This is a genomic window from Enterococcus sp. OL5 (assembly GCF_006491895.1).
Classification (GTDB): Bacteria; Bacillota; Bacilli; order Lactobacillales; family Enterococcaceae; genus Enterococcus_D; species Enterococcus_D innesii.
This window is the reverse complement of record NZ_VHIL01000016.1, coordinates 1-19,384: the sequence shown is the minus strand read 5'-3', so window position 1 is coordinate 19,384 and position 19,384 is coordinate 1. Positions and strand designations below refer to the sequence as shown.

At 43.9% G+C, this 19,384-nt stretch carries 15 protein-coding genes; 10 read left to right on the top strand and 5 right to left on the bottom strand.

Annotated features, from left to right (window positions below; genetic code table 11):
- Positions 1–42: 42 nt before the first annotated feature.
- Positions 43–495 (top strand): GNAT family N-acetyltransferase, encoded by a 453-nt coding sequence (locus FJU10_RS15875; RefSeq protein ID WP_077453217.1) that lies wholly within the window; start codon positions 43–45, stop codon positions 493–495.
- Between the two features lie 95 nt (positions 496–590).
- On the opposite strand, the gene mscL is transcribed toward FJU10_RS15875, so the two are convergent.
- Positions 591–1,037 carry a large conductance mechanosensitive channel protein MscL gene (mscL, locus tag FJU10_RS15870; protein ID WP_077453215.1) on the bottom strand — a complete coding sequence of 149 codons (447 nt, stop codon included), beginning with the start codon at positions 1,035–1,037 and terminating at the stop codon, positions 591–593.
- A 161-nt stretch (positions 1,038–1,198) separates the two neighbouring features.
- Here mscL and yfmF point away from each other — a divergent pair, with 161 nt between their 5' ends.
- From yfmF to rny, 7 genes are all read left to right on the top strand, one after another.
- Positions 1,199–2,467 carry an EF-P 5-aminopentanol modification-associated protein YfmF gene (yfmF, locus tag FJU10_RS15865; protein WP_077453213.1) on the top strand — a complete coding sequence of 423 codons (1,269 nt, stop codon included), beginning with the start codon at positions 1,199–1,201 and terminating at the stop codon, positions 2,465–2,467.
- The gene (gene yfmH, locus FJU10_RS15860; protein WP_005232896.1) at positions 2,460–3,758 is read left to right on the top strand and encodes an EF-P 5-aminopentanol modification-associated protein YfmH; all 1,299 of its coding nucleotides are present in this window, start codon (positions 2,460–2,462) and stop codon (positions 3,756–3,758) included. The genes yfmF and yfmH overlap by 8 nt, the downstream gene beginning before the upstream one ends.
- Positions 3,759–4,224: 466 nt before the next feature.
- Positions 4,225–5,127, top strand: coding sequence for a helix-turn-helix domain-containing protein (locus FJU10_RS15855; RefSeq protein ID WP_074535562.1), 903 nt, complete (start codon positions 4,225–4,227; stop codon positions 5,125–5,127).
- A gap of 132 nt (positions 5,128–5,259) precedes the next feature.
- Complete coding sequence (pgsA, locus tag FJU10_RS15850; protein WP_005232894.1) at positions 5,260–5,841, top strand: CDP-diacylglycerol--glycerol-3-phosphate 3-phosphatidyltransferase; 582 nt, start codon at positions 5,260–5,262, stop codon at positions 5,839–5,841.
- Between the two features lie 127 nt (positions 5,842–5,968).
- Positions 5,969–7,207, top strand: a complete 1,239-nt coding sequence (locus FJU10_RS15845; RefSeq protein ID WP_008376739.1) for a competence/damage-inducible protein A — start codon at positions 5,969–5,971, stop codon at positions 7,205–7,207.
- 102 nt (positions 7,208–7,309) lie between these two features.
- Positions 7,310–8,353 (top strand): recombinase RecA, encoded by a 1,044-nt coding sequence (gene recA / locus FJU10_RS15840; protein WP_077453209.1) that lies wholly within the window; start codon positions 7,310–7,312, stop codon positions 8,351–8,353.
- A gap of 243 nt (positions 8,354–8,596) precedes the next feature.
- On the top strand, positions 8,597–10,171 hold the full coding sequence (gene rny, locus FJU10_RS15835) for a ribonuclease Y (RefSeq protein WP_005232891.1): 1,575 nt from the start codon (positions 8,597–8,599) through the stop codon (positions 10,169–10,171).
- A 299-nt stretch (positions 10,172–10,470) separates the two neighbouring features.
- Here the strand turns inward: rny and treR are convergent, their stop codons facing one another.
- The 3 genes from treR to FJU10_RS15820 are packed head-to-tail and all read right to left on the bottom strand — an operon-like array spanning position 10,471 to position 14,534.
- Positions 10,471–11,187: a trehalose operon repressor gene (gene treR, locus FJU10_RS15830; RefSeq protein ID WP_005226457.1), complete on the bottom strand. Its 717-nt coding sequence runs from the start codon at positions 11,185–11,187 to the stop codon at positions 10,471–10,473.
- 54 nt (positions 11,188–11,241) lie between these two features.
- On the bottom strand, positions 11,242–11,892 hold the full coding sequence (pgmB, locus tag FJU10_RS15825; protein WP_005232889.1) for a beta-phosphoglucomutase: 651 nt from the start codon (positions 11,890–11,892) through the stop codon (positions 11,242–11,244).
- Between the two features lie 14 nt (positions 11,893–11,906).
- Positions 11,907–14,534 (bottom strand): glycoside hydrolase family 65 protein, encoded by a 2,628-nt coding sequence (locus tag FJU10_RS15820; protein WP_140966353.1) that lies wholly within the window; start codon positions 14,532–14,534, stop codon positions 11,907–11,909.
- 335 nt (positions 14,535–14,869) lie between these two features.
- Between FJU10_RS15820 and treP the strand changes: the two genes are divergently transcribed.
- Entirely contained in the window at positions 14,870–16,849 is a 1,980-nt protein-coding gene (treP, locus tag FJU10_RS15815) for a PTS system trehalose-specific EIIBC component (RefSeq protein WP_140966352.1), read from the top strand.
- Positions 16,850–16,973: 124 nt separating this feature from the next.
- Here the strand turns inward: treP and FJU10_RS15810 are convergent, their stop codons facing one another.
- Entirely contained in the window at positions 16,974–18,347 is a 1,374-nt protein-coding gene (locus FJU10_RS15810) for an MFS transporter (protein ID WP_077453203.1), read from the bottom strand.
- A 259-nt stretch (positions 18,348–18,606) separates the two neighbouring features.
- Here FJU10_RS15810 and FJU10_RS15805 point away from each other — a divergent pair, with 259 nt between their 5' ends.
- The gene (locus tag FJU10_RS15805) at positions 18,607–19,092 is read left to right on the top strand and encodes a DUF2798 domain-containing protein (RefSeq protein ID WP_077453201.1); all 486 of its coding nucleotides are present in this window, start codon (positions 18,607–18,609) and stop codon (positions 19,090–19,092) included.
- Positions 19,093–19,384 lie beyond the last annotated feature (292 nt).

Sequence of the window (19,384 nt, the reverse complement as noted above, 5' to 3'; positions counted from 1 at the left end):
TTGTTGACTCTTTTTTGGTTCAATAAGATAAGGAGTGATGGGATGGCGTTTTTTCTAAAAGAGTTAGGGGAAATGACTGGGGTGGAGTTTTATCAACTTGCCCGTTTGCGTACAGCGGTTTTTGTGGTGGAACAAGCGTGTGCGTATCAAGAGATCGATGCGATCGATGAACAGGCCAAACATTTATGGGCCCTCGATGAGGACGGGCAGATCGTTTCCTACGCCCGTATTTTCCAGCAGGAACAAACGGTGCATTTTGGTCGGGTCATTGTGGCACCAGCATACCGGGGGCAAAACGAAGGTCATCGTCTGATCAAAGAAGTTTTGCAACGCATTGAGCAGTGTTATCCGGCTTTGCCTATTGAGATCGAAGCGCAAGCTCACTTAGAAAAATTCTACGGCCAGTACGGCTTTAAAACCATTACACCGCCTTTTTATGAAGACGGGATCCTGCATGTCGGGATGAAAAAAGAAGCAAGCACAGCGACTCACTAGAAAGGTTCGCGTGCTTGCTTCTTTTAGCGCTAAGATTGATGAATCTGATGAATCCGAATGGTTTCTTTTGTCCTTATTGACAAAGAGCCGTCTTTTTATCTGATCGTATCGTCCAATGATGTTGGGCGTGGATCAACGGTGTTGGCAGTAGGTGTTTGTGCTTTTAAAAGATCACGAATCTCTTCTAAATAATCCTCTGCAGTGACTTCTGGTACTTCTTCTTCTTCAGGTTGTTGTTTCAGATTGCGTAATTTGTTGACTGCTTTGACAATCAAGAACAAAACAAATGCGGTAATCAAGAACGTAATAATGGCAGTGATTACGCGGCCAAAATCAAAGACCACATTTTTGGCAGGTTCAAAGACCAAGCCAGAAAAGGCATCGGCGTTACCGAAGAGTGATAAGATCCATGAAACCAATGGTGTCAGCAATCCTTCAACTAAACTCGTGACGATTGCGGTGAAGGCACTCCCGATTACGACCCCGATCGCCAAGTCAATGACGTTTCCTCGTAAAATAAATTCTTTAAATTCTTTAATCATCCTGTATCCTCCCTTCTAAATCTTACTGATAGTATAGCGAAAAATGCAAGATTTATAAAAAAAAACGCTCGCTGCAGCAGGTTTAATCAATGAGCCAAGGAGAAAGTTTGTCAGCTATGCTATAATTGAAGAGATAATTTTGCTTCTAGAAGGGGTGTCACATGTCTATTGAATTAAAAAAAGGTGTTCGGTTAACGGTGCTGCCGACCAAAAAGTATAAAACGATCCGTTTTTTCGTTCGGTTCACTGCACCATTGCAGGCTGAAATGACCGCCAAACGGACTTTATTAACCAGTTTATTAGAAACGACTAGTTTGGCTTATCCGACACAGACCGCATTTAGCAGTCAACTGGCGGAGCTTTACGGTGCCAGCTTTGGTATGAATGTCAACAAACGAGGCAATCTGCATCAAATCAATGCAGCGATGTCCTTTGTCAACGGGAAGTATGTGTCAGATGAAGCCGTCTTGCCGCAAGCAGCCGCTTTTTTAGCAGAAGTTTTGTTCCATCCGAATGTTCACGAGGAGCAATTTGAAGAAAAGAACTTCACCATCGAAAAGCACAACTTGATCGCCTATATGAACAGCGTGGCCGAAGACAAGCAAGCATTGGCTTCTTTAGGGCTGCAAGAGTTGTATTTTGAAAACGATCAGAACCAGAAGTATCCGAGCTTTGGTCGTCCCCAAGACTTAGAAGCTGTGACCGCAAAAGAGCTTTACCAAACCTATCGCTCAATGATGGACAATGATCAAATCGATCTTTTCGTGATCGGCGATGTGGTTGAAGCAGAAGTTGCGGCGCTCTTCCAAAACATGGCCTTTACCGATCGGCCAGACCAAGCAATGCCGGTCTTTTATCAGCAAGCGGCGGAAAATATCATTCGCGAGAAAATTTTGCGGGAACCAATCATCCAAGCCAAATTGAACTTAGGCTATCATACTGGCGTGTATTATGACCAAGCCGAGCGGATCGCTTTTATGGTCTTCAACGGGTTGTTTGGCGGATTCCCTCATTCAAAACTGTTTATGAATGTCCGAGAGAAAGAAAGTTTGGCTTATTATGCGTCCAGCAGTATCGATACGTTTCGCGGGTACTTGTCGGTCCAAACAGGGATCGACGGCAAAAACCGGGACAAGGTCTTCAAATTGATCGAACAACAGCTGCAAAGCTTGCAGCGTGGCGAAGTCACAGCGGAAGAACTGGCACAAACAAAAGCGATGTTGAAAAACCAGTACTTGCTTTCGTTGGATAACCCACAAGCACTGATCGAAACAGCCTATCTGAATCAGTGGGTACCGAATACGAAAATGACGGAAGATGAATTTATGCAGAAATTGGCTCAAGTGACCGTGGCAGATGTCCAAGCATTGGCCAAAAACGTGTCCTTGCAAGCTGTATTCTTCCTGGATAAGGAGACGACCCATGAATAAAAAAGTCTATCAGCAAATCAATGAGACCCTTTATGAAGAAGTATTGCCAAACGGCTTGAAAGTTTATTTGCTGCCAAAAGCCGATTTCCATAAAACTTACGGACTTTTCAGTACGAACTATGGCTCTGTCGACAACCATTTCGGGTTTTCACCCGAAGCATTGCATCAAGTTCCAGATGGCATTGCCCATTTTCTAGAGCACAAACTGTTTGAAAAAGAAGACGGCGATGTCTTTCAAACCTTTGGTCAGCAGGGGGCTTCTGCCAATGCCTTTACCAGTTTCACGAAAACCAGCTACCTTTTTTCGGCAACCGATCAAATCAAGCTGAATCTTGAAACGTTGATCGATTTCGTTCAAGCCCCGTATTTTACAGAAGAAACCGTCGAAAAAGAAAAAGGGATCATTGGTCAAGAAATCCAAATGTATGATGACGATCCGAACTGGCAGCAGTTTTTCGGTATTATCAAAAATCTGTATCCAAAGCATCCCTTGCATATCGATATCGCTGGTACGGTGGAAAGTATTGCGCAGATCACCGCAGAAGACTTGTATCTTTGCTACAATACCTTCTATCACCCAAGCAATATGACACTTTTTGTGGTAGGCAATATCGATCCGGAAGAAACGATGGCGTGGATTCGGACCAATCAAGCGGCCAAGACCTTTCCAGAAACGCAAGCGATCATTCGCCAGTTTCCTGAAGAAACCTTTGCCGATATTCAAGCAGAATCAAGTCTTACCATGCCAGTAACACGTGCCAAAGGCGTGTTAGGGATCAAAGGGGACTTGAACAAACTGCCGGAATCAGGAAGAGAGCTCTTACGCTTCAAAAATGCGTTGAATCTTTTCTGCCAATTGGTTTTAGGCAATACGTCCGCCAATTATTTGCGTCTGTATGATCAAGGCATCATCGATGACACGTTTGGGTTTGAAGTGAACTTGGATCGCGGCTTTTACTTTGCCGATTTCTCGGGGGATTCTGAAGAGCCCAAAGAAATGTTGGCGGAGATCGAAGCGATCTTAATGAATTTCCAGCACGACCCAGAAATTAATGAAGAAAACTTGACGTTATTGAAGAAGAAAATGCTAGGGAAATATTTCCAATCACTGAACTCATTGGAGTTTATTGCAAACCAGTTTACCCAAAGCTTATTCGGAGAAACGACGCTCTTTGATCTACCGGAGGTGATCCAATCCATCACTTTAGAAGATGTTCAGCAAGCGGCTCGTTCCTTTATCGATCCTAAAGCGTTTAGCCGTTTTTACATGTATCCAACGGAAAAAGCCTAAACGAAGATGCATTTTGTTAACTAACTGTCATCTAAGCAACACTGAATGATTCAAGGAGGAAAGCCCAACAGATCAAGGGCTGGCCAACTCTTTGGTCATTCAGTGTTTTCTTTTTTGCGTCAAAGGACGGTTTTTCCTTGCATTTTGATGCCAATTTGGCGAAAAGTATTAAAATTTGTTTGCGAGTTGTCGTTAGGCTATCCTCAGACTTTTTCTTTTATGGTATTCTTTAATTATTGGAGCAAAATCTTTTTTTTGTTTTTTTGCAAAAAATCACGGAAAAAATGTTATATTTAGTAGACGGCGTGTCCAAGTGGAAATCGGCGCGACGGAACTTTTTTTATTGACGTATACAGGGAACCCCTGTTTTAAAATGATAGAGCAGCTTTGCTGACCTTACGACAAGCAGCGCAGCGATTTTAGGGCTTTTTTTAAAGATGAATAAAAGACTGGAGTAGATGATCGAGTGGCCAACGAAACAACGATTGGAGCAAAATTACGGCAAGCCCGTTTAGATAAAAACATTTCATTGATTGAATTACAACAAATGACAAAGATCCAAAAACGCTATTTAGAAGCAATTGAAGCGGAGCGTTTTGATCAATTGCCAGGCACTTTTTATGTTCGCGCGTTTATTCGCCAATATGCAGCAGCAGTTGGAGAAGACGGCGACAAATTGGTGGCCGTTTTTGATGGCAAAGATACGTTAGATGCACCCTTACCAAAAAGACCGCAGCCTGAAACCGTCAGCGGCTCGCGAAAAGCACAGCACGTAGAAGAAAAAAGCGGCTCCTTTGTTGTCCGCTATTTGCCGATGATTTTATTAGGTCTGGTTGCCATTACGATCGTGAGTATCGTAGGCTACATGGCTTGGCAAGATCGGAACACGACGCCGATGATCCAAGGGAGTTCTTCTCTCGTGGTAGAAAATTCAGCGTCTACAGCTTCCACCACGTCAAGTACGGAAGAAACCAGTACTTCGAGTGAAGCGACAGAGTCCTCAAGTACGACGGAATCCAGCGAAGCGAAAATGACGATGACTGCCAGTGATTCGACGCAATCGTCGATCACGATCACGATGAAAGATGCAGAAAATCCTATTGAATTAGCATTTACTGGGCTAGATGCTTCTTGTTGGGTCGGTGTACAAGTCGACAACGCTTATGTGTACCAATACACTGTTCAAGCGGGGGAAACGCAATCGATGACGCTGCCAGAAGGCGCCACGAATGCGACTTTGACCCTGGGCGCGAGCCAAAATATCTCCATCAAGGCCAATGGACAGGAAGTGGACTTTTCTGATCCACAATTTGAATTGTTACAAAAGACGGTCCGTCTCGTGATTGAATACCAAGACGATGCGGCATAAATCTGACAAATGCGCCTTATTGAGGTATCATTAGCTAAAAAGTTATTTGTTGCATCCGACCATTGAAAAGCAGAAGTAGTGGCATGATTTGCCGTTATTTCGTACAATAGTCGGCAGAGAGGAGTCTATTTCGTGAATTTACCCAATCAATTAACTGTATTACGGATCATTATGATCCCCATCTTTATTTTGGTCTTGGTTTTGCCGATCGATCTTGGCACGATGACCGTTGGTACGACACAATTAGAAAACACGCACCTTATTGCAGCGATCCTTTTTGCGGCAGCCAGCATTACAGACTGGCTAGATGGCAAGATCGCTCGTTCCAGAGGCCTTGTTACCAACTTCGGGAAGTTTGCTGACCCGTTAGCAGATAAAATGCTCGTCATGACGGCTTTTATCATGCTGGTCGAATTAGACAAAGCCCCAGGCTGGGTAGTTTCGATCATCGTTTGCCGTGAGTTGGCAGTGACAGGTTTACGCTTGTTGTTAGTGGAACAAAGCGGCGAAGTCATGGCTGCTGCGTGGCCGGGGAAAATCAAAACCGCGACACAAATGGTTGCGATCATTTTCTTATTCTTGAACAACATTCCCTTTTCAATGATCGGTTTACCTGTCGATCAAATCATGTTGTATCTATGCTTGATCTTCACGATCTATTCCGGGGTCGATTATTTCATAAAAAATACGAATGTTTTTAAAGATTCTATGTAAAATTTCTAAATCTAGATAAAAAAGCGATAAAAACAAGGATACAAGTCACGAAAGTTCAGAAGTTTTCTGGACTTTTTTTGTCAATATGAAAGACTTTTACGTATCTGATAAATGAAGGAGTAAAAGAATGAAAGCAGAAATTATTGCAGTCGGGACCGAATTACTTTTAGGACAGGTGGTGAATACGAACGCGACCTTCTTGTCAGAAGAACTGGCAAGTCTAGGGATCGATGTTTTTTATCATAGTGTTGTCGGGGACAACCCCAATCGCTTAGAGGAATTGCTGACGATCGCCGACAAACGCAGCGACTTGATCGTGCTGTGCGGCGGCTTAGGGCCCACCGACGATGACTTGACGAAACAAGTCACTGCCCGCCATGTGGGACAGGAATTAGTGCGAGATGAACCAGGTTATCACCAATTGAAAGCCTTCTTTGAAAACAGTCAACGGAGGATGACGGAAAACAATTTGCGGCAGACCTTAGTCTTCAAAGACGGTGTGTCTTTGCCAAATCCCAATGGACTAGCGATCGGGATCTTTTATCAGACAGCCGCTACCAGTTATTTGCTGCTGCCAGGACCACCAAGTGAACTGCAGGCGATGTTTCTTACCCACGCAAAACCACTTCTGTTAGAGCAGTTTCCCCAAGAAGAAGTCTTGCTTTCTCGCGTTTTGCGCTATTACGGGATCGGGGAATCGGCGTTGGTCACAGAATTGGCCGATTTGATCGAGAATCAAGTCAATCCCACCATTGCTCCTTATGCCAAACCCAATGAGGTCACGTTGCGTCTGACGGTCAAAACCGCAGACGAGGCGCAAGGGATCAAACAATTGGATGCATTAGAAGAAACCGTCCAAGCACGGGTCGGTGCGTATTTCTATGGATATGGGGAACAAAATTCGCTGGCAGAAACAGTCGTCGAGCTACTGATCGAGAAAAAGAAAACCGTCACCGCAGCGGAAAGTTTGACCGCTGGTTTGTTCCAAGCGACCCTAGGAGGGATTCCTGGCGTCTCTGAGGTGTTTCCCGGTGGGTTCGTGACATATTCTGCTGGAACAAAAAGCAAGCTCTTAGGCATCGATCCAGCGCTTTTAGAAAGCTATGGGACTGTTAGTCAGGAATGTGCGGAAGCAATGGCCGTCTATGCCCGCAAACAAGCAGAGACCGATTATGCGGTGGCCTTCACTGGTGTTGCTGGTCCAGACGAACTAGAAGGCCAGCCCAAAGGCACTGTTTGGATCGCCTTAGCTTCTGACAAAGGCGTCTCGAGCCAGCTGTATCACTTCAACCGCGACCGCGCCTATATTCGGCATAGTGCTGTCATGGCAGGCTTAAATCAAATACGTAAGGAATTATTAAATTAATGCGAATGTTTGTTCGTTTTTTCTTGCAATTTTCCTTCAGAAGGACTATTATTATCTTATGAACGACACATGAAAGTGATGAATATAAGGAGGATTATCCGTTTGGCAGATGATCGTAAAGCAGCCTTAGATGCTGCACTAAAGAAGATTGAAAAGAACTATGGTAAAGGTGCCATCATGAAGCTTGGCGAAAAAGTTGATCAACAAATTTCAACGATCCCAAGTGGTTCATTGGCCTTGGATGTTGCATTAGGTGTAGGTGGTTACCCACGAGGACGGATCGTAGAAGTTTACGGCCCAGAAAGTTCTGGTAAAACGACAGTTGCTTTACATGCCATTGCGGAAGTCCAAAAAAATGGCGGAACAGCAGCATTTATCGATGCCGAACATGCGTTAGATCCTCAGTATGCGCAAAAATTAGGCGTAAATATCGATGATCTTTTGTTATCACAACCAGATACAGGGGAACAAGGATTAGAGATCGCTGACGCCTTAGTTTCAAGTGGTGCGGTTGATATCGTAGTTATTGACTCGGTAGCAGCTTTAGTCCCACGGGCGGAGATCGATGGTGAAATGGGTGATACCCACGTTGGTTTGCAAGCTCGTTTGATGTCACAAGCATTACGGAAACTTTCTGGTTCCATCAACAAAACGAAAACGATCGCGATCTTTATCAACCAAATTCGCGAAAAAGTTGGGATCATGTTTGGGAATCCAGAAACGACACCTGGTGGACGTGCGTTGAAATTCTATTCAACCATCCGTTTGGAAGTACGTCGTGCTGAGCAATTGAAATCCGGTACAGATATTATCGGGAACCGCACGAAGATCAAAGTAGTCAAAAACAAAGTAGCGCCACCATTTAAAGTAGCAGAAGTCGACATGATGTATGGTCAAGGGATTTCCCAAGAAGGCGAACTGCTGGATATGGCCGTGGAACAAGATATCGTCGATAAAAGCGGTGCGTGGTATGCCTATAAAGGGGATCGTATCGGTCAAGGTCGTGAAAACGCCAAAAACTACATGCGTGAACACCAAGAAATGATGCTAGAAGTTTCTGCTCGCGTCCGCGATGCTTACGGGATTGGAACAGGAGAGACCGTAACTCTTGAGGAAGCGCAAGAAGAATTACCATTAGACGAATAAGTCTTGAAAAAGCCAAACAACCTCGTTGTTTGGCTTTTTTGTGGCTTTTTGCTAGATTCGTCCATTGTTGAAAAAACATCCGTAAAAAGGAAGGGTTGCGAAAGTTTACTTTATTATTTAAAGTTGACACTCTTGTGTTCAAACATTAGAATAAACGTATGTGGATTTCCACATAAGAAGTAGCGAATTGATAATTTTGTTATCCTTTGTTAATCAAAATTACAAAATATTTAAAAAGATAGTATGGAGGTGGATTCATTGGAACTACTTTACATTCTCCTCGCTATCATCGGTTTAATTGTCGGTCTTGGATTAGGAGTTTATGTGACGAAATCTCGTCATGAGAAAGAAATCAACGGCGCCCAAAATTCTGCAGCTGGAATTATCGAAAGCGCTAAGAAAGAAGCAGAAACTCTTAAAAAAGAAGCATTGTTAGAAGCTAAGGAAGAAAATCAGAAGTATCGGTCAGAGATTGAAAGTGAGTTGAAAGAAAGCAAACTTGATTTAAAATCACAAGAAAATCGTTTACTCCAAAGAGAACAAGTACTTGATCGTAAGGACGATTCTTTGGAAAAACGAGAACGCTCACTTGAAGATAAAGAAGGCAGACTTAGTGAGAAACAACAATTAATTGACGAGCGAGAAAAAGAAGTAGAAAACTTAATCGATGGACAACAGAAAGAATTAGAGCGCATCGCCGCGCTGTCTAGAGATGAAGCAAAAGAGTTGATCATGAAATCAACGGAAGAGGAATTGAACCATGAATTAACGATCATGGTCAAAGAATCTGAGCAGCGTGCGAAGGAAGAAGCAGATCGAAAAGCAAAAAATCTCTTGTCCCTAGCAATCCAACGTTGTGCCGCAGACCAAGTGTCTGAAACCACGGTATCGGTCGTATCATTACCAAATGATGAGATGAAAGGTCGAATCATCGGAAGAGAAGGTCGGAACATTCGGACCCTTGAAACCTTGACAGGGATCGATTTGATCATCGATGACACGCCAGAAGCAGTCGTCTTATCAGGATTTGATCCGATTCGCCGTGAAATTGCTCGTATGACCCTTGAAAAACTGATTCAAGACGGCCGGATCCATCCAGCTCGAATTGAAGAAATGGTCGAAAAATCTCGGAAAGAAATGGATGAGCATATTCGTGAATATGGGGAACAAGCAGCCTTTGAAGTCGGTGCTCACACCCTTCATCCAGACTTGATCAAGATTTTAGGTCGTTTGCGTTTCCGTACCAGCTACGGACAAAACGTCTTGAACCACTCGATCGAAGTCGCAAAACTAACCGGTGTTCTTGCCGCAGAATTAGGCGAAGATATCCAGTTAGCCAAACGTGCCGGTCTCTTGCATGATATCGGGAAAGCCCTTGACCATGAAATCGAAGGCTCTCACGTTGAGATCGGGGCTGAGTTAGCTGCCAAATACAAAGAAAATGGTGTGGTGATCAATGCGATCGCTTCTCACCATGGAGATGTTGAAGCAACATCGGTTATCTCTGTTTTAGTTGCAGCCGCAGATGCCTTGTCAGCAGCCCGTCCAGGTGCCCGCAGCGAATCATTGGAAAATTATATTCGCCGCTTGCAAAACCTAGAAAATATCGCCAACGGCTTCAAAGGTGTCGATTCCAGTTTTGCAGTCCAAGCCGGACGTGAAGTCCGTGTAATGGTCAAACCAGAAGAGATTTCTGATTTGGATGCTGTACGATTGGTTCGCGACATCCGCAAGAAGATCGAAGATGATTTGGATTACCCAGGTCATATCAAAGTAACCGTTATTCGCGAGACCCGCGCAACGGATTACGCCAAATAGCAAGCAAAAGCAGTATCCTCTCAGAGGATACTGCTTTTTTTGTGTGGCTGACTGTTAATAAGGACGACTGAGTTGTTCAAAATCAACTGTGCTTCATCAGTCCCATAAATGATCGCGCCTTTTTTGTTCCTTGGTAGCCAAACGCCGGGAAAGCAAAAGGATGAATCGTTAGCGACAGAGGCGAAAAGAGGGAGGATCGATCCAGCATCATCGAGTGGGAGGCTATTGAAAGACAAAACAGACCCAGACTTCTCGGTGAAGTCTAGGTCTGTTTTGTCTTTTTCACGTCTATACGTTCATCAAATCTTGCGCCGACGGGCGAAGTCCACAAAGCGGAATTTATCCAGTCGGTGGATCGATTCGGTGTATTCAAAACAGCGCGTGTCTTCTAGGTACACGAGGCTGCGAACCGTAACGACATGCTGATCTTCAGGACGCAGATCCATTAGATCCCGCAATTCTTTGTTGACGGGGTCAACAGTGATTTCTTTTTGTGCATAAGCGATCTCAAGGCCAAGATCATTTTCAAAGTAATCAAAAATCGACACTTTCGCTCGGTTTTCTGGCAACTCTTCGATGATAGAAGCATCAAGGTAGTCTTTGTCCAAAATCACCACTTCTCCATCGATTCTCCGCTGACGGATCAGTTTCCATGCCTCAGAAGCGACAGGCCAACCAGTGGTCTCGTGCAGCTTTGGCGAAACGGCGATCTTACGGATCTCGACAACCTTTGTTTCACTAGGAATGCGTTGGGTATCTTGCAGCTCGCGAAAACTCGTCAAGCCGGAAATCGGGAAATCAAAGCGATTCAAGTCTAAAACGATCGAACCTTTCCCTTGTTTCTTTTGGATATAACCAGCATCCCGCAATAAATTCAATGCCTTACGGACAGTCTCGCGGGAGACACCATAAGTTTTGATCAATTGGTTTTCGCTAGGCAGCAAAGAATGCGGAGGGTATTCGTTTGCTAGAATTTTTTGTTCTAAATCTAAAAATATCTCTTTGAACTTGTTCATCGGATTGCCCCCTCTTTGGCTATTATAGCGAGGCCAATTTGGAAATGCAATCGACTATTTCGCCAAAAGTTCGTCAATGTTTAGATCCGTCAATTTTTCAACGATCACATCTGCACCGTGTAGTTCTTCTCCTGAATAAACGCCTACCGCATACATACCAGCAGCTTTGATGCCGTCGATCCCTGCTTGAGCATCTTCAAAGCCAACTGCTTCTGCCGGTTCAATGCCTAGTGCCAGCGCTGCTTGGATAAAGATTTCTGGATCTGGTTTGCCTTTTTTCAAGGTTGCTGGGTCAACGATCGTATCAAAGTCTTGCATGACACCTAGTTTGTCCAAAATAAACGGCGCATTCTTGGACGCCGAAGCGATCGCACAAGGAATATTTTTTGCTTTGGCTTCATCAAGGAACGTCTTTACCCCCGGCAATAGATCATCAGGAGTCAAGCTTTGTAATAATTGTACATAGTGGGTATTTTTCTTCGTCGCTAAGGCTTCTTTTTCGACCTCTGTGTAGGCATCATTTTTATTGCCTAGTGTTAAGATTCGCTCTAAAGAGTCCATGCGGCTAATGCCTTTTAACTGCTCGTTGAATTTCAAATCGATCTCGATCCCGATCTCCGCAGCTAATTCTTTCCATGCAATGTAGTGGTATTTAGCTGTATCTGTGATAACGCCGTCTAAATCAAAAACAAAACCTTTTTTCATGTGTAACACTCCTTTTAGTAAGTAATCATTGCTTCTTTGTTTGCTTCTAACGAAACTTGTTGCCCATTCACTAAGATCGTGACTGGCTGATCAGCAGTGATCGTCAATGTTTCATGTGTAACATTCATTGCAAAGTGGGTGCCGCGAACTTCTAGCTGGAAGGCTAAGCTGTCCCAGGCTTTTGGCAAGTTCGGTGTGATCTTGAGCTGCTCTTCTCGAATATCAATCCCAGCAAAAGTGGTTAACGGAATAAACAACGTAGCGGCCATGACACCGGCGTGAATGCCTTCTGCCGTGGTTCCGCCTTGGATATCACGGTAATCAGAAGAGAGCGCTTCTTGGTATAACGACCAAGCCAATTCCTGATCATCCACCATTGCCGCTAACTGAGCGTGAACGATCCGCGACAAAGTCGAGCCGTGGGAGGTGCGAGCCAAATAATAATGGAGATTTTTTTCAATATAGTCTGTTGGCAGTTGGTAAGAAAGATCTGCCAAAATCTGATTGACTTGCTCTTTTGAGAAATTGTAGAAAATCATCAGACTATCGGCTTGTTTCGCGACTTTGTAGCTGTCAGCACTCTTACCTTCAGCGTTCAAGATGCGGTCCATCCGATAGATGTTGCCATATTTTTCTTTGTAATGGGCCCAATCCAGATCTTCCAACTGGAAGTACCCTTCAAACTGTGCGATGATACCTTCTTGATCGATCTCTAAGCCTAATTTGGTACGAATATCTGCCATAGCAGCAATATCCGCTGGGGTTAAAGCCGTTTTCTCCAATACTGCTTGGAAGCTCTCTACTGATAGTTGTTGTTGGAGGTTCTCGATCTCTTCAAACAACCATACTACCATCATATTGGTATAGGCGTTGTTTTTCAAGCCACCTTGTTCACTATTTGGGTAGCTTTCATGAAATTCATCTGGTCCCATGACTTTATCGATAAAGTAACGTTGAGTAGCATCATCCCAGGTGGCAGCACTTTGCCAGAAATGGGCGACTTCTAACATCAATTCTAACCCATATTGTTCCATGAAGACCCGATCTTGCGTGTTGTGCCAGTATTGCCAAATGTTATAAGCGATCGCTAAGGAGACGTGGCGCTGCAAGCGACTGTGGTCTTCTTTCCATTCGCCGCTGATAGGATTCAAATGCAGTTCTTGGGATTGCTCACTGCCATCCAATCCGGATTGCCATGGGAACATGGCGCCTTGGTAGCCGGCTTTTTGGGCGTCTTTTTTGGCAGCAGCTAAGCGGCGGTAGCGATACAGCAAAATTTCTTTGGCGGTGTCAGGAAAATGTAGAATGTAAAACGGTAAGATAAACAGTTCATCCCAGAAAATATGACCGCGATAGGCTTCACCATGTAGGCCACGGGCAGTGATACTGGCATCTAAGGACTCCTGATAAGCATTCGGTGCTGCGGAGACTAGCAGATGATACGTATGCAGATTCAGCATTTTTTGCGACATCAAGTCACCAGTGACTTCGATGGCCGCTTTCGCCCATAATTCAGCCCAGGCTTGTTTTGAGGCGGTATACATCGTCGCAAAATCAGGTAATGCTAAGGAAGAAAACGTAAATGCCGGTTGCGGCTCTTCTTGGCGATAAGCGGTAGCAGTAACTGATTTTTCGACCCGATAAGTTTGGCCCTCCGTCACCTCAAGGGCTACTTGCTGACGGACGAGCTGGTCGTTTGTTTCAGCGTGCAGCTCAGCCAATGGCAGGTCCTGTGAAAACAGTTCAGAGGATTGGACAACGGTAATCTGTGACTGGTTAGTGGTGACCACTAAATGCGCTTTGTTTTGTTCAGCTGCTGCCTCTTTCACGGTCAAATGCTGGTTGGTTAAGCTACGGTAACGAGCGACGTTATAGTTATAAACCGATCCGTCGGCTTCACTGACGAAAGTAACGGTGCCGGAAAAGTTCAGTGGGGTAAATTGATAGACCAAGCTGTATTGGTGAACGTCTTGCATATTGGCGATTTTCTTCGTTTCGATTCGCAGACGCTTTTGTTTGTTGGTTTCAATTTCTGCCACTGATTGGAACAAGCCGGTCTTCAGATCCAATGTCCGTTTAAAGGAAAGGAGCTGATTGTTGGCGATGTCGATCACTTCATCATCGATCTTCACGTACATTTTTTGCAGATTCGGTGCATTGACGAAGTCTTCATTGCTGATGGTATGACCAGAAACATCCGATTCTACCGTATTGTAAAGACTTGCTAAATACAGCCCTGGATAGTTCGCTTCACAAATGGTCATCTCAGGCGTCGTGCCTCGCAGCCCTAGATAGCCGTTGCCGACGGTTAAAAGTGATTCCACCGAGTATTCATCTTTACCAGGGGTGTAGCCATAGTATTCGAGGGTCCAAGGAATTTCAGCACTTTTTTCTTCATACTGTTCTTTCGTGGTGCAAACAAAGGGACGATTCAATTTTTCTGTCAACCATTGGTCCAGTGAAAAAGTCCCTTCTTCATTCGTAAACACCAGCGATTCAGAGACGATCCCGCCACCTTCCATTTGCTGCAGCTGCGCGGTCAGTGCGGCAACTCGTTCACTGTCTGTCCCAGAAAACGGATAGGTCGTACCGGTTTGATCCGTTAATAGCCATTCTTCCTTAGACAATATAATCGTATTCACAGTAGTTGTCCTCCTTTAAACTTGTCTATACATGCAAGATGATTATAACGTAAGTTGTAAGCTATTTCAATTTATCTCACCTGTTTTTTTATTCTTTTTTGTCAAATAAACAGTAAATAAAGTTATTGGCAATATTATTTTATATTAATCAAATATTTTAAAAAACGTTTATTTATCAAGGTTTTAATGCGGTTCCTTTTTTAATTACTTGTATTGTTTGTAGAAAAAGTGAAAAAATTGGTTTGAAACGCTTGCAATATCAAAACTATCAAGTTATGATTAGTGCGTAATTAAAACATATATATACAAGTGGATATGAAAGGGGTTTATTAATTATGGGAAAGTATCGTGATGATGCTGAGAAGCTGCTGGAATATGTTGGCGGCAAAGAAAATATCGCCGCAGTAACACATTGCGCGACACGGATGCGTTTTGTTTTGAACGATCAGTCAAAAGCAAACGAAAAGGCAATTGAAGAAATTCCAAGTGTCAAAGGAATGTTTACCAATGCGGGACAATTCCAAGTCATTATTGGCAATGATGTCTCAACGTTTTACAATGATTTTACCGATGTATCAGGAATAGAAGGTGTTTCTAAAGAACAAAGTAAAGCGATTGCAAAAAACAATCAAAATATCGTGCAACGAGCGATCGCTACGTTAGCTGAGATCTTTACCCCGTTATTACCAGCGATTATTGTCGGTGGTTTGATGCTAGGGCTGAGAAATTTCTTAGAAGGTGTACCGCTAGAAGCTCTAGGTGGACAAACCATTACGCAAGCTTCTACTTTTTGGAACGGTGTCAACGGCTTTTTATGGCTGCCCTGTGAAGCGATCTTTCACTTTCTACCAGTAGGGATTACTTGGAGTATTACACGTAAGATGGGAACCACGCAAATATTAGGGATTGTTTTAGGGATTACATTGGTTTCACCGCAATTATTAAATGCTTATTCAGTAAGTTCAACTTCTGCTGCAGAAATTGCTCAAAATTATACGTGGGACTTCGGGTTCTTCACTATTGATAAAATTGGGTATCAAGCACAAGTGATCCCAGCAATGCTGGCAGGTTTCTTATTGGTTTATCTTGAAAGATTCTTCCGGAAATGGATTCCAGAAGCGGTTTCAATGATCTTCGTTCCATTGTTCTCATTGCTGCCAACTATTTTAGCAGCCCACATGGTATTAGGTCCAATCGGTTGGCAAATCGGATCAGGCATTTCTTGGGTCGTAAATGCTGGCTTGACCTCACCATTAAACTGGTTATTTGGTTTCATTTTCGGTGGCCTGTATGCGCCTTTGGTTATTACCGGATTGCATCATACAACGCTAGCGATCGACTCTCAATTAGTAGCGGATTTTGGGACAACCAACCTTTGGCCAATGATCATGCTGTCAAATATTGCGCAAGGTACGGCAGTATTGGCGATTTGGTTCCTTCACCGTGGCAATAAAAAAGAAGAACAAGTCTCTGTTCCAGCAACGATTTCTGCTTACATGGGGGTTACTGAACCAGCGATGTTCGGGATCAATTTGAAATATGTTTACCCATTTGTCGCAGCAATGGTAGGTTCTGCCTTTGGTGGTATGCTGATCACTGCAACGAATACCCGTGCATTAGGTATTGGTGTAGGGGGACTACCTGGCTTCTTATCATTTAAAATTGAAAACTATCCAATGGTCTTCATCTCAATGGCGGTGACGATTGCGATCACTTTTGTTTGCACCATCATCTTTAGAAAAGTTACCTTCTTAAATAAATTAGAACCGCAATTGGCTGCTGATACAGCTGCAGCAGCGGCTGTTGCACCAACGACTGCTGCACCGACAACTGCAGCCCCAGAAGCAGCACAAGTTTCAGAAGAAACCCTTTATGCTCCAGCTGATGGGAATGTAGTTGCCATCACTGAAGTTTCTGATCCTGTCTTTTCTCAAAAAATGATGGGTGACGGCTTTGCTGTTCAGCCAACGAATGGAACGATTTATGCTCCTGTTGCAGGTACGATCTCTAGCATTTTTGAAACAAAGCATGCAATCGGGATTTTAACCCCTGGTGGCGCGGAAGTTCTTGTTCATATGGGCTTAGATACTGTGGAATTAAAAGGTACGCCATTTGAGGTTCTTGTTTCTGAAGGTGATACGGTCACACCAGAAACGAAGCTTGCAGTGATGGATCTAGATGCCGTTACCGCAGCTGGCAAACAGACCGATGTCTTGACGGTCATCACGAATGCCGAAAAAGTGCGTCAGCTTTCATTGACGACTACAGGCACAGTGACAGCCAAAACAGCGGTTGGTTCAGCTGAATTAAACTAAAAAAATAATCCGTTTCCGAGAGCGCCCTTTGACTAAGAAGGGGGATCGGAAGCGGATTTTTTTATGGACCGTCCTCGAGAGAAGGCGGCTTTTTTTCGTTGTTTTTCAATGGGCAAAGCTACAGTTAGCTTACAGCTTTTTTGTCGGTGTTTTTGCGGAAGTAGTTGATCGTTAATAGGAAAGTCAGTAAGACCAGGGCCCACAAAAAGAATAAGGCGATTTGAGAGCCGATGACCGTCCCTTGGGTGTAATCAGTCGCCGCATTTTGTGCCAAATTGATAATGGTCGCCACCACAGCCGTCGCCACTGCGCCAGAAAACTGCTGCAGCGTATTAAAGATCGCATTACCGTCCGCGTACAACGCAGGAGTCAGCTTGTTTAAGCCGGTGGTCATCATATTGCTGTAGGCTAAGCCGATCCCGATCATGTAAAAGACATGTCCGGCAACTAGGCTCCAAATGAAAGGCGAACGCAAAACGAGGGCTAAGGCAAGCCAACCGATGGCAATCAACGTCAAACCAGACAGGATCGGTTTTTTCGGTCCAACTTTATCCAGCAACCGACCAGAGATCGGTGCAAGGACCGCCCCGATCGCCGCCCCAGGAAGCATAACTAATCCTGCAGTAAAGGCATCTTTTCCCAAGACGAGTTGGACAAAGTTCGGCAAGACAAAGGAGATGCCCAGTAAAAGGAATTGACAAACAAGAAAGCCAAACAGAAACAAACTGAAGCTGCGGTTTTTCAAAACAGCCAAACGAATCAATGGGTTCGAGCCTTTTGAGCGTTGATAAAACAAGCCAGCACCAATGAAACCGAAAAGCAGCGGCAGTAGACTCGCTAAGGTGCCTACTTGATTCAAGAACAATAAGAAGCCGCTGAACATCAAGACGATTCCTAATACACTCAGTAAATCCAGGGAAGTGTCTTTTGCCCCAGCCGTTTTAGGGATCGAGTAAAGGCCGAGTACTAGGGAGATCAGCAAGACTGGGATCAAGAAAAGAAAGATCGCATTCCAAGACCAATGGGCGGTCAATAAGCCCCCATATGTCGGTCCGATCGCTGGAGCGATGGAAGTGGTCAAATTCCCTAAGCCGATTGCCGCTCCCCGTTTTTCAAAGGGGGAGTAAGTCAAAATGATGTGGAACATCAAAGGCAGTGCGATCCCTGTGCTGGCACCTTGGAAAAAGCGGCCAATCAGCAAAATGGCAAACGTCGGCGATAAAAAGTCGATCACCAAGCCAACAAGGAAGAAGGCGTTGGCAGCTAGAAACAAGGTTCTCAATGAGAATCGTTTCAAAAGGTAGGTCGATATTGGGACAATGATGGAGATGACCAGTAAGTAGATGGTCGTCACCCATTGCACATCGGATGTTGAAAGCGTAAATTGATCGATCAATGTCGGAAACGTTACATTCATAGCTGTTTCAATCAGCACGCCTGCAAATGACATCAATCCGGTTGCGAGGATCGCCCCCACGAGTTTTTTGTTGTTTTCCATATTCTCACCTCTAAAAATTCGCAAAAAAAGAGACCGTTTCTATTCTCATAGAAACCGCCTCTCTCTCGACAAGCGAACCCGCTTGTTATCTGTACGATTTAATCTATCGCTATTCTACTGACTTCATAAGAAAGTGTCAAGAGAAGTGGATAAAAAAAATAGCAAAAAACTTTTTTGAAAGTTTTCAAACTTTTACTTACACGAAAAATTTTCTTCTGCTAGAATAGTCGAGTACGAAAAAGAGAAAGGAAGTTGTTACATGCCCATCAACAAAAAAGAAAGTTTGATCTATACGACACTTATGTGTATTTTCATGGTGTATTTTATGAGTGTTTATAACCTCATGTTTCAAGTCGGTGTTTCTGCATTGGCATTCCAATTGGCGTGGAATGAATTGCCATTAGCCCTTTGTGTCGCCTTTATTTTGGATTGGTTCATTGTTTCTGGTCCGGCAAAAGGTTTGGCGTTTCGATTTTTGGACCATCAATCAGCTACTTGGAAAAAAATCGGTTTGATTTCTTCATTGATGATCGCCGGCATGGTGATCTGTATGTCACTTTTTGGTGCGTTGATGCACCCAAACCCTGATCACTCGGTGTTCGTCAATTGGCTAAGCAACATTGGGAAAAATGTGATCGTCGCATTGCCATTGCAATTGTTTATTGCAGGCCCAATCGTTCGCCGGGTGTTTCGCGCCTTGTTTCCTATTGGCACTGTGCAAGAACAGCCAGCACTAGGGGAATAATCGATCATTAGAAAAAACGTACTGCAGACAGGCTCTGCCAAGGTTAGCTAAAATAGCTGGCTTGGCGATAACTGGACTTGCGGCACGTTTTTTTTGCTTTTATAGACAACAAAAAACCCATAGGATGGTATGGGTTTTTCTGGTTACCCTATGAAATAGGATACAGGATGTACCTATATAGTAATATGGTGTGATCAAAAGGAAAGTTCAATTTTTTCATCAAAACATGAAATTGTTGAAAATCGATTGATTTTCATGATCGAAAAATCAACTTATAATTATTTTCCGTCTG

Bases quoted from the DNA above. Each gene is read 5' to 3' on its own strand.
- pgmB (WP_005232889.1), bottom strand. From the start codon at position 11,892: ATGAAAAAAGGTTTTGTTTTTGATTTAGACGGCGTTATCACAGATACA.
- yfmF (WP_077453213.1), top strand. From the start codon at position 1,199: ATGTCTATTGAATTAAAAAAAGGTGTTCGGTTAACGGTGCTGCCGACC.
- rny (WP_005232891.1), top strand. From the start codon at position 8,597: ATGGAGGTGGATTCATTGGAACTACTTTACATTCTCCTCGCTATCATC.
- treR (WP_005226457.1), bottom strand. From the start codon at position 11,187: ATGAACAAGTTCAAAGAGATATTTTTAGATTTAGAACAAAAAATTCTA.
- FJU10_RS15810 (WP_077453203.1), bottom strand. From the start codon at position 18,347: ATGGAAAACAACAAAAAACTCGTGGGGGCGATCCTCGCAACCGGATTG.
- FJU10_RS15875 (WP_077453217.1), top strand. From the start codon at position 43: ATGGCGTTTTTTCTAAAAGAGTTAGGGGAAATGACTGGGGTGGAGTTT.
- treP (WP_140966352.1), top strand. From the start codon at position 14,870: ATGGGAAAGTATCGTGATGATGCTGAGAAGCTGCTGGAATATGTTGGC.
- FJU10_RS15845 (WP_008376739.1), top strand. From the start codon at position 5,969: ATGAAAGCAGAAATTATTGCAGTCGGGACCGAATTACTTTTAGGACAG.
- mscL (WP_077453215.1), bottom strand. From the start codon at position 1,037: ATGATTAAAGAATTTAAAGAATTTATTTTACGAGGAAACGTCATTGAC.
- yfmH (WP_005232896.1), top strand. From the start codon at position 2,460: ATGAATAAAAAAGTCTATCAGCAAATCAATGAGACCCTTTATGAAGAA.
- FJU10_RS15805 (WP_077453201.1), top strand. From the start codon at position 18,607: ATGCCCATCAACAAAAAAGAAAGTTTGATCTATACGACACTTATGTGT.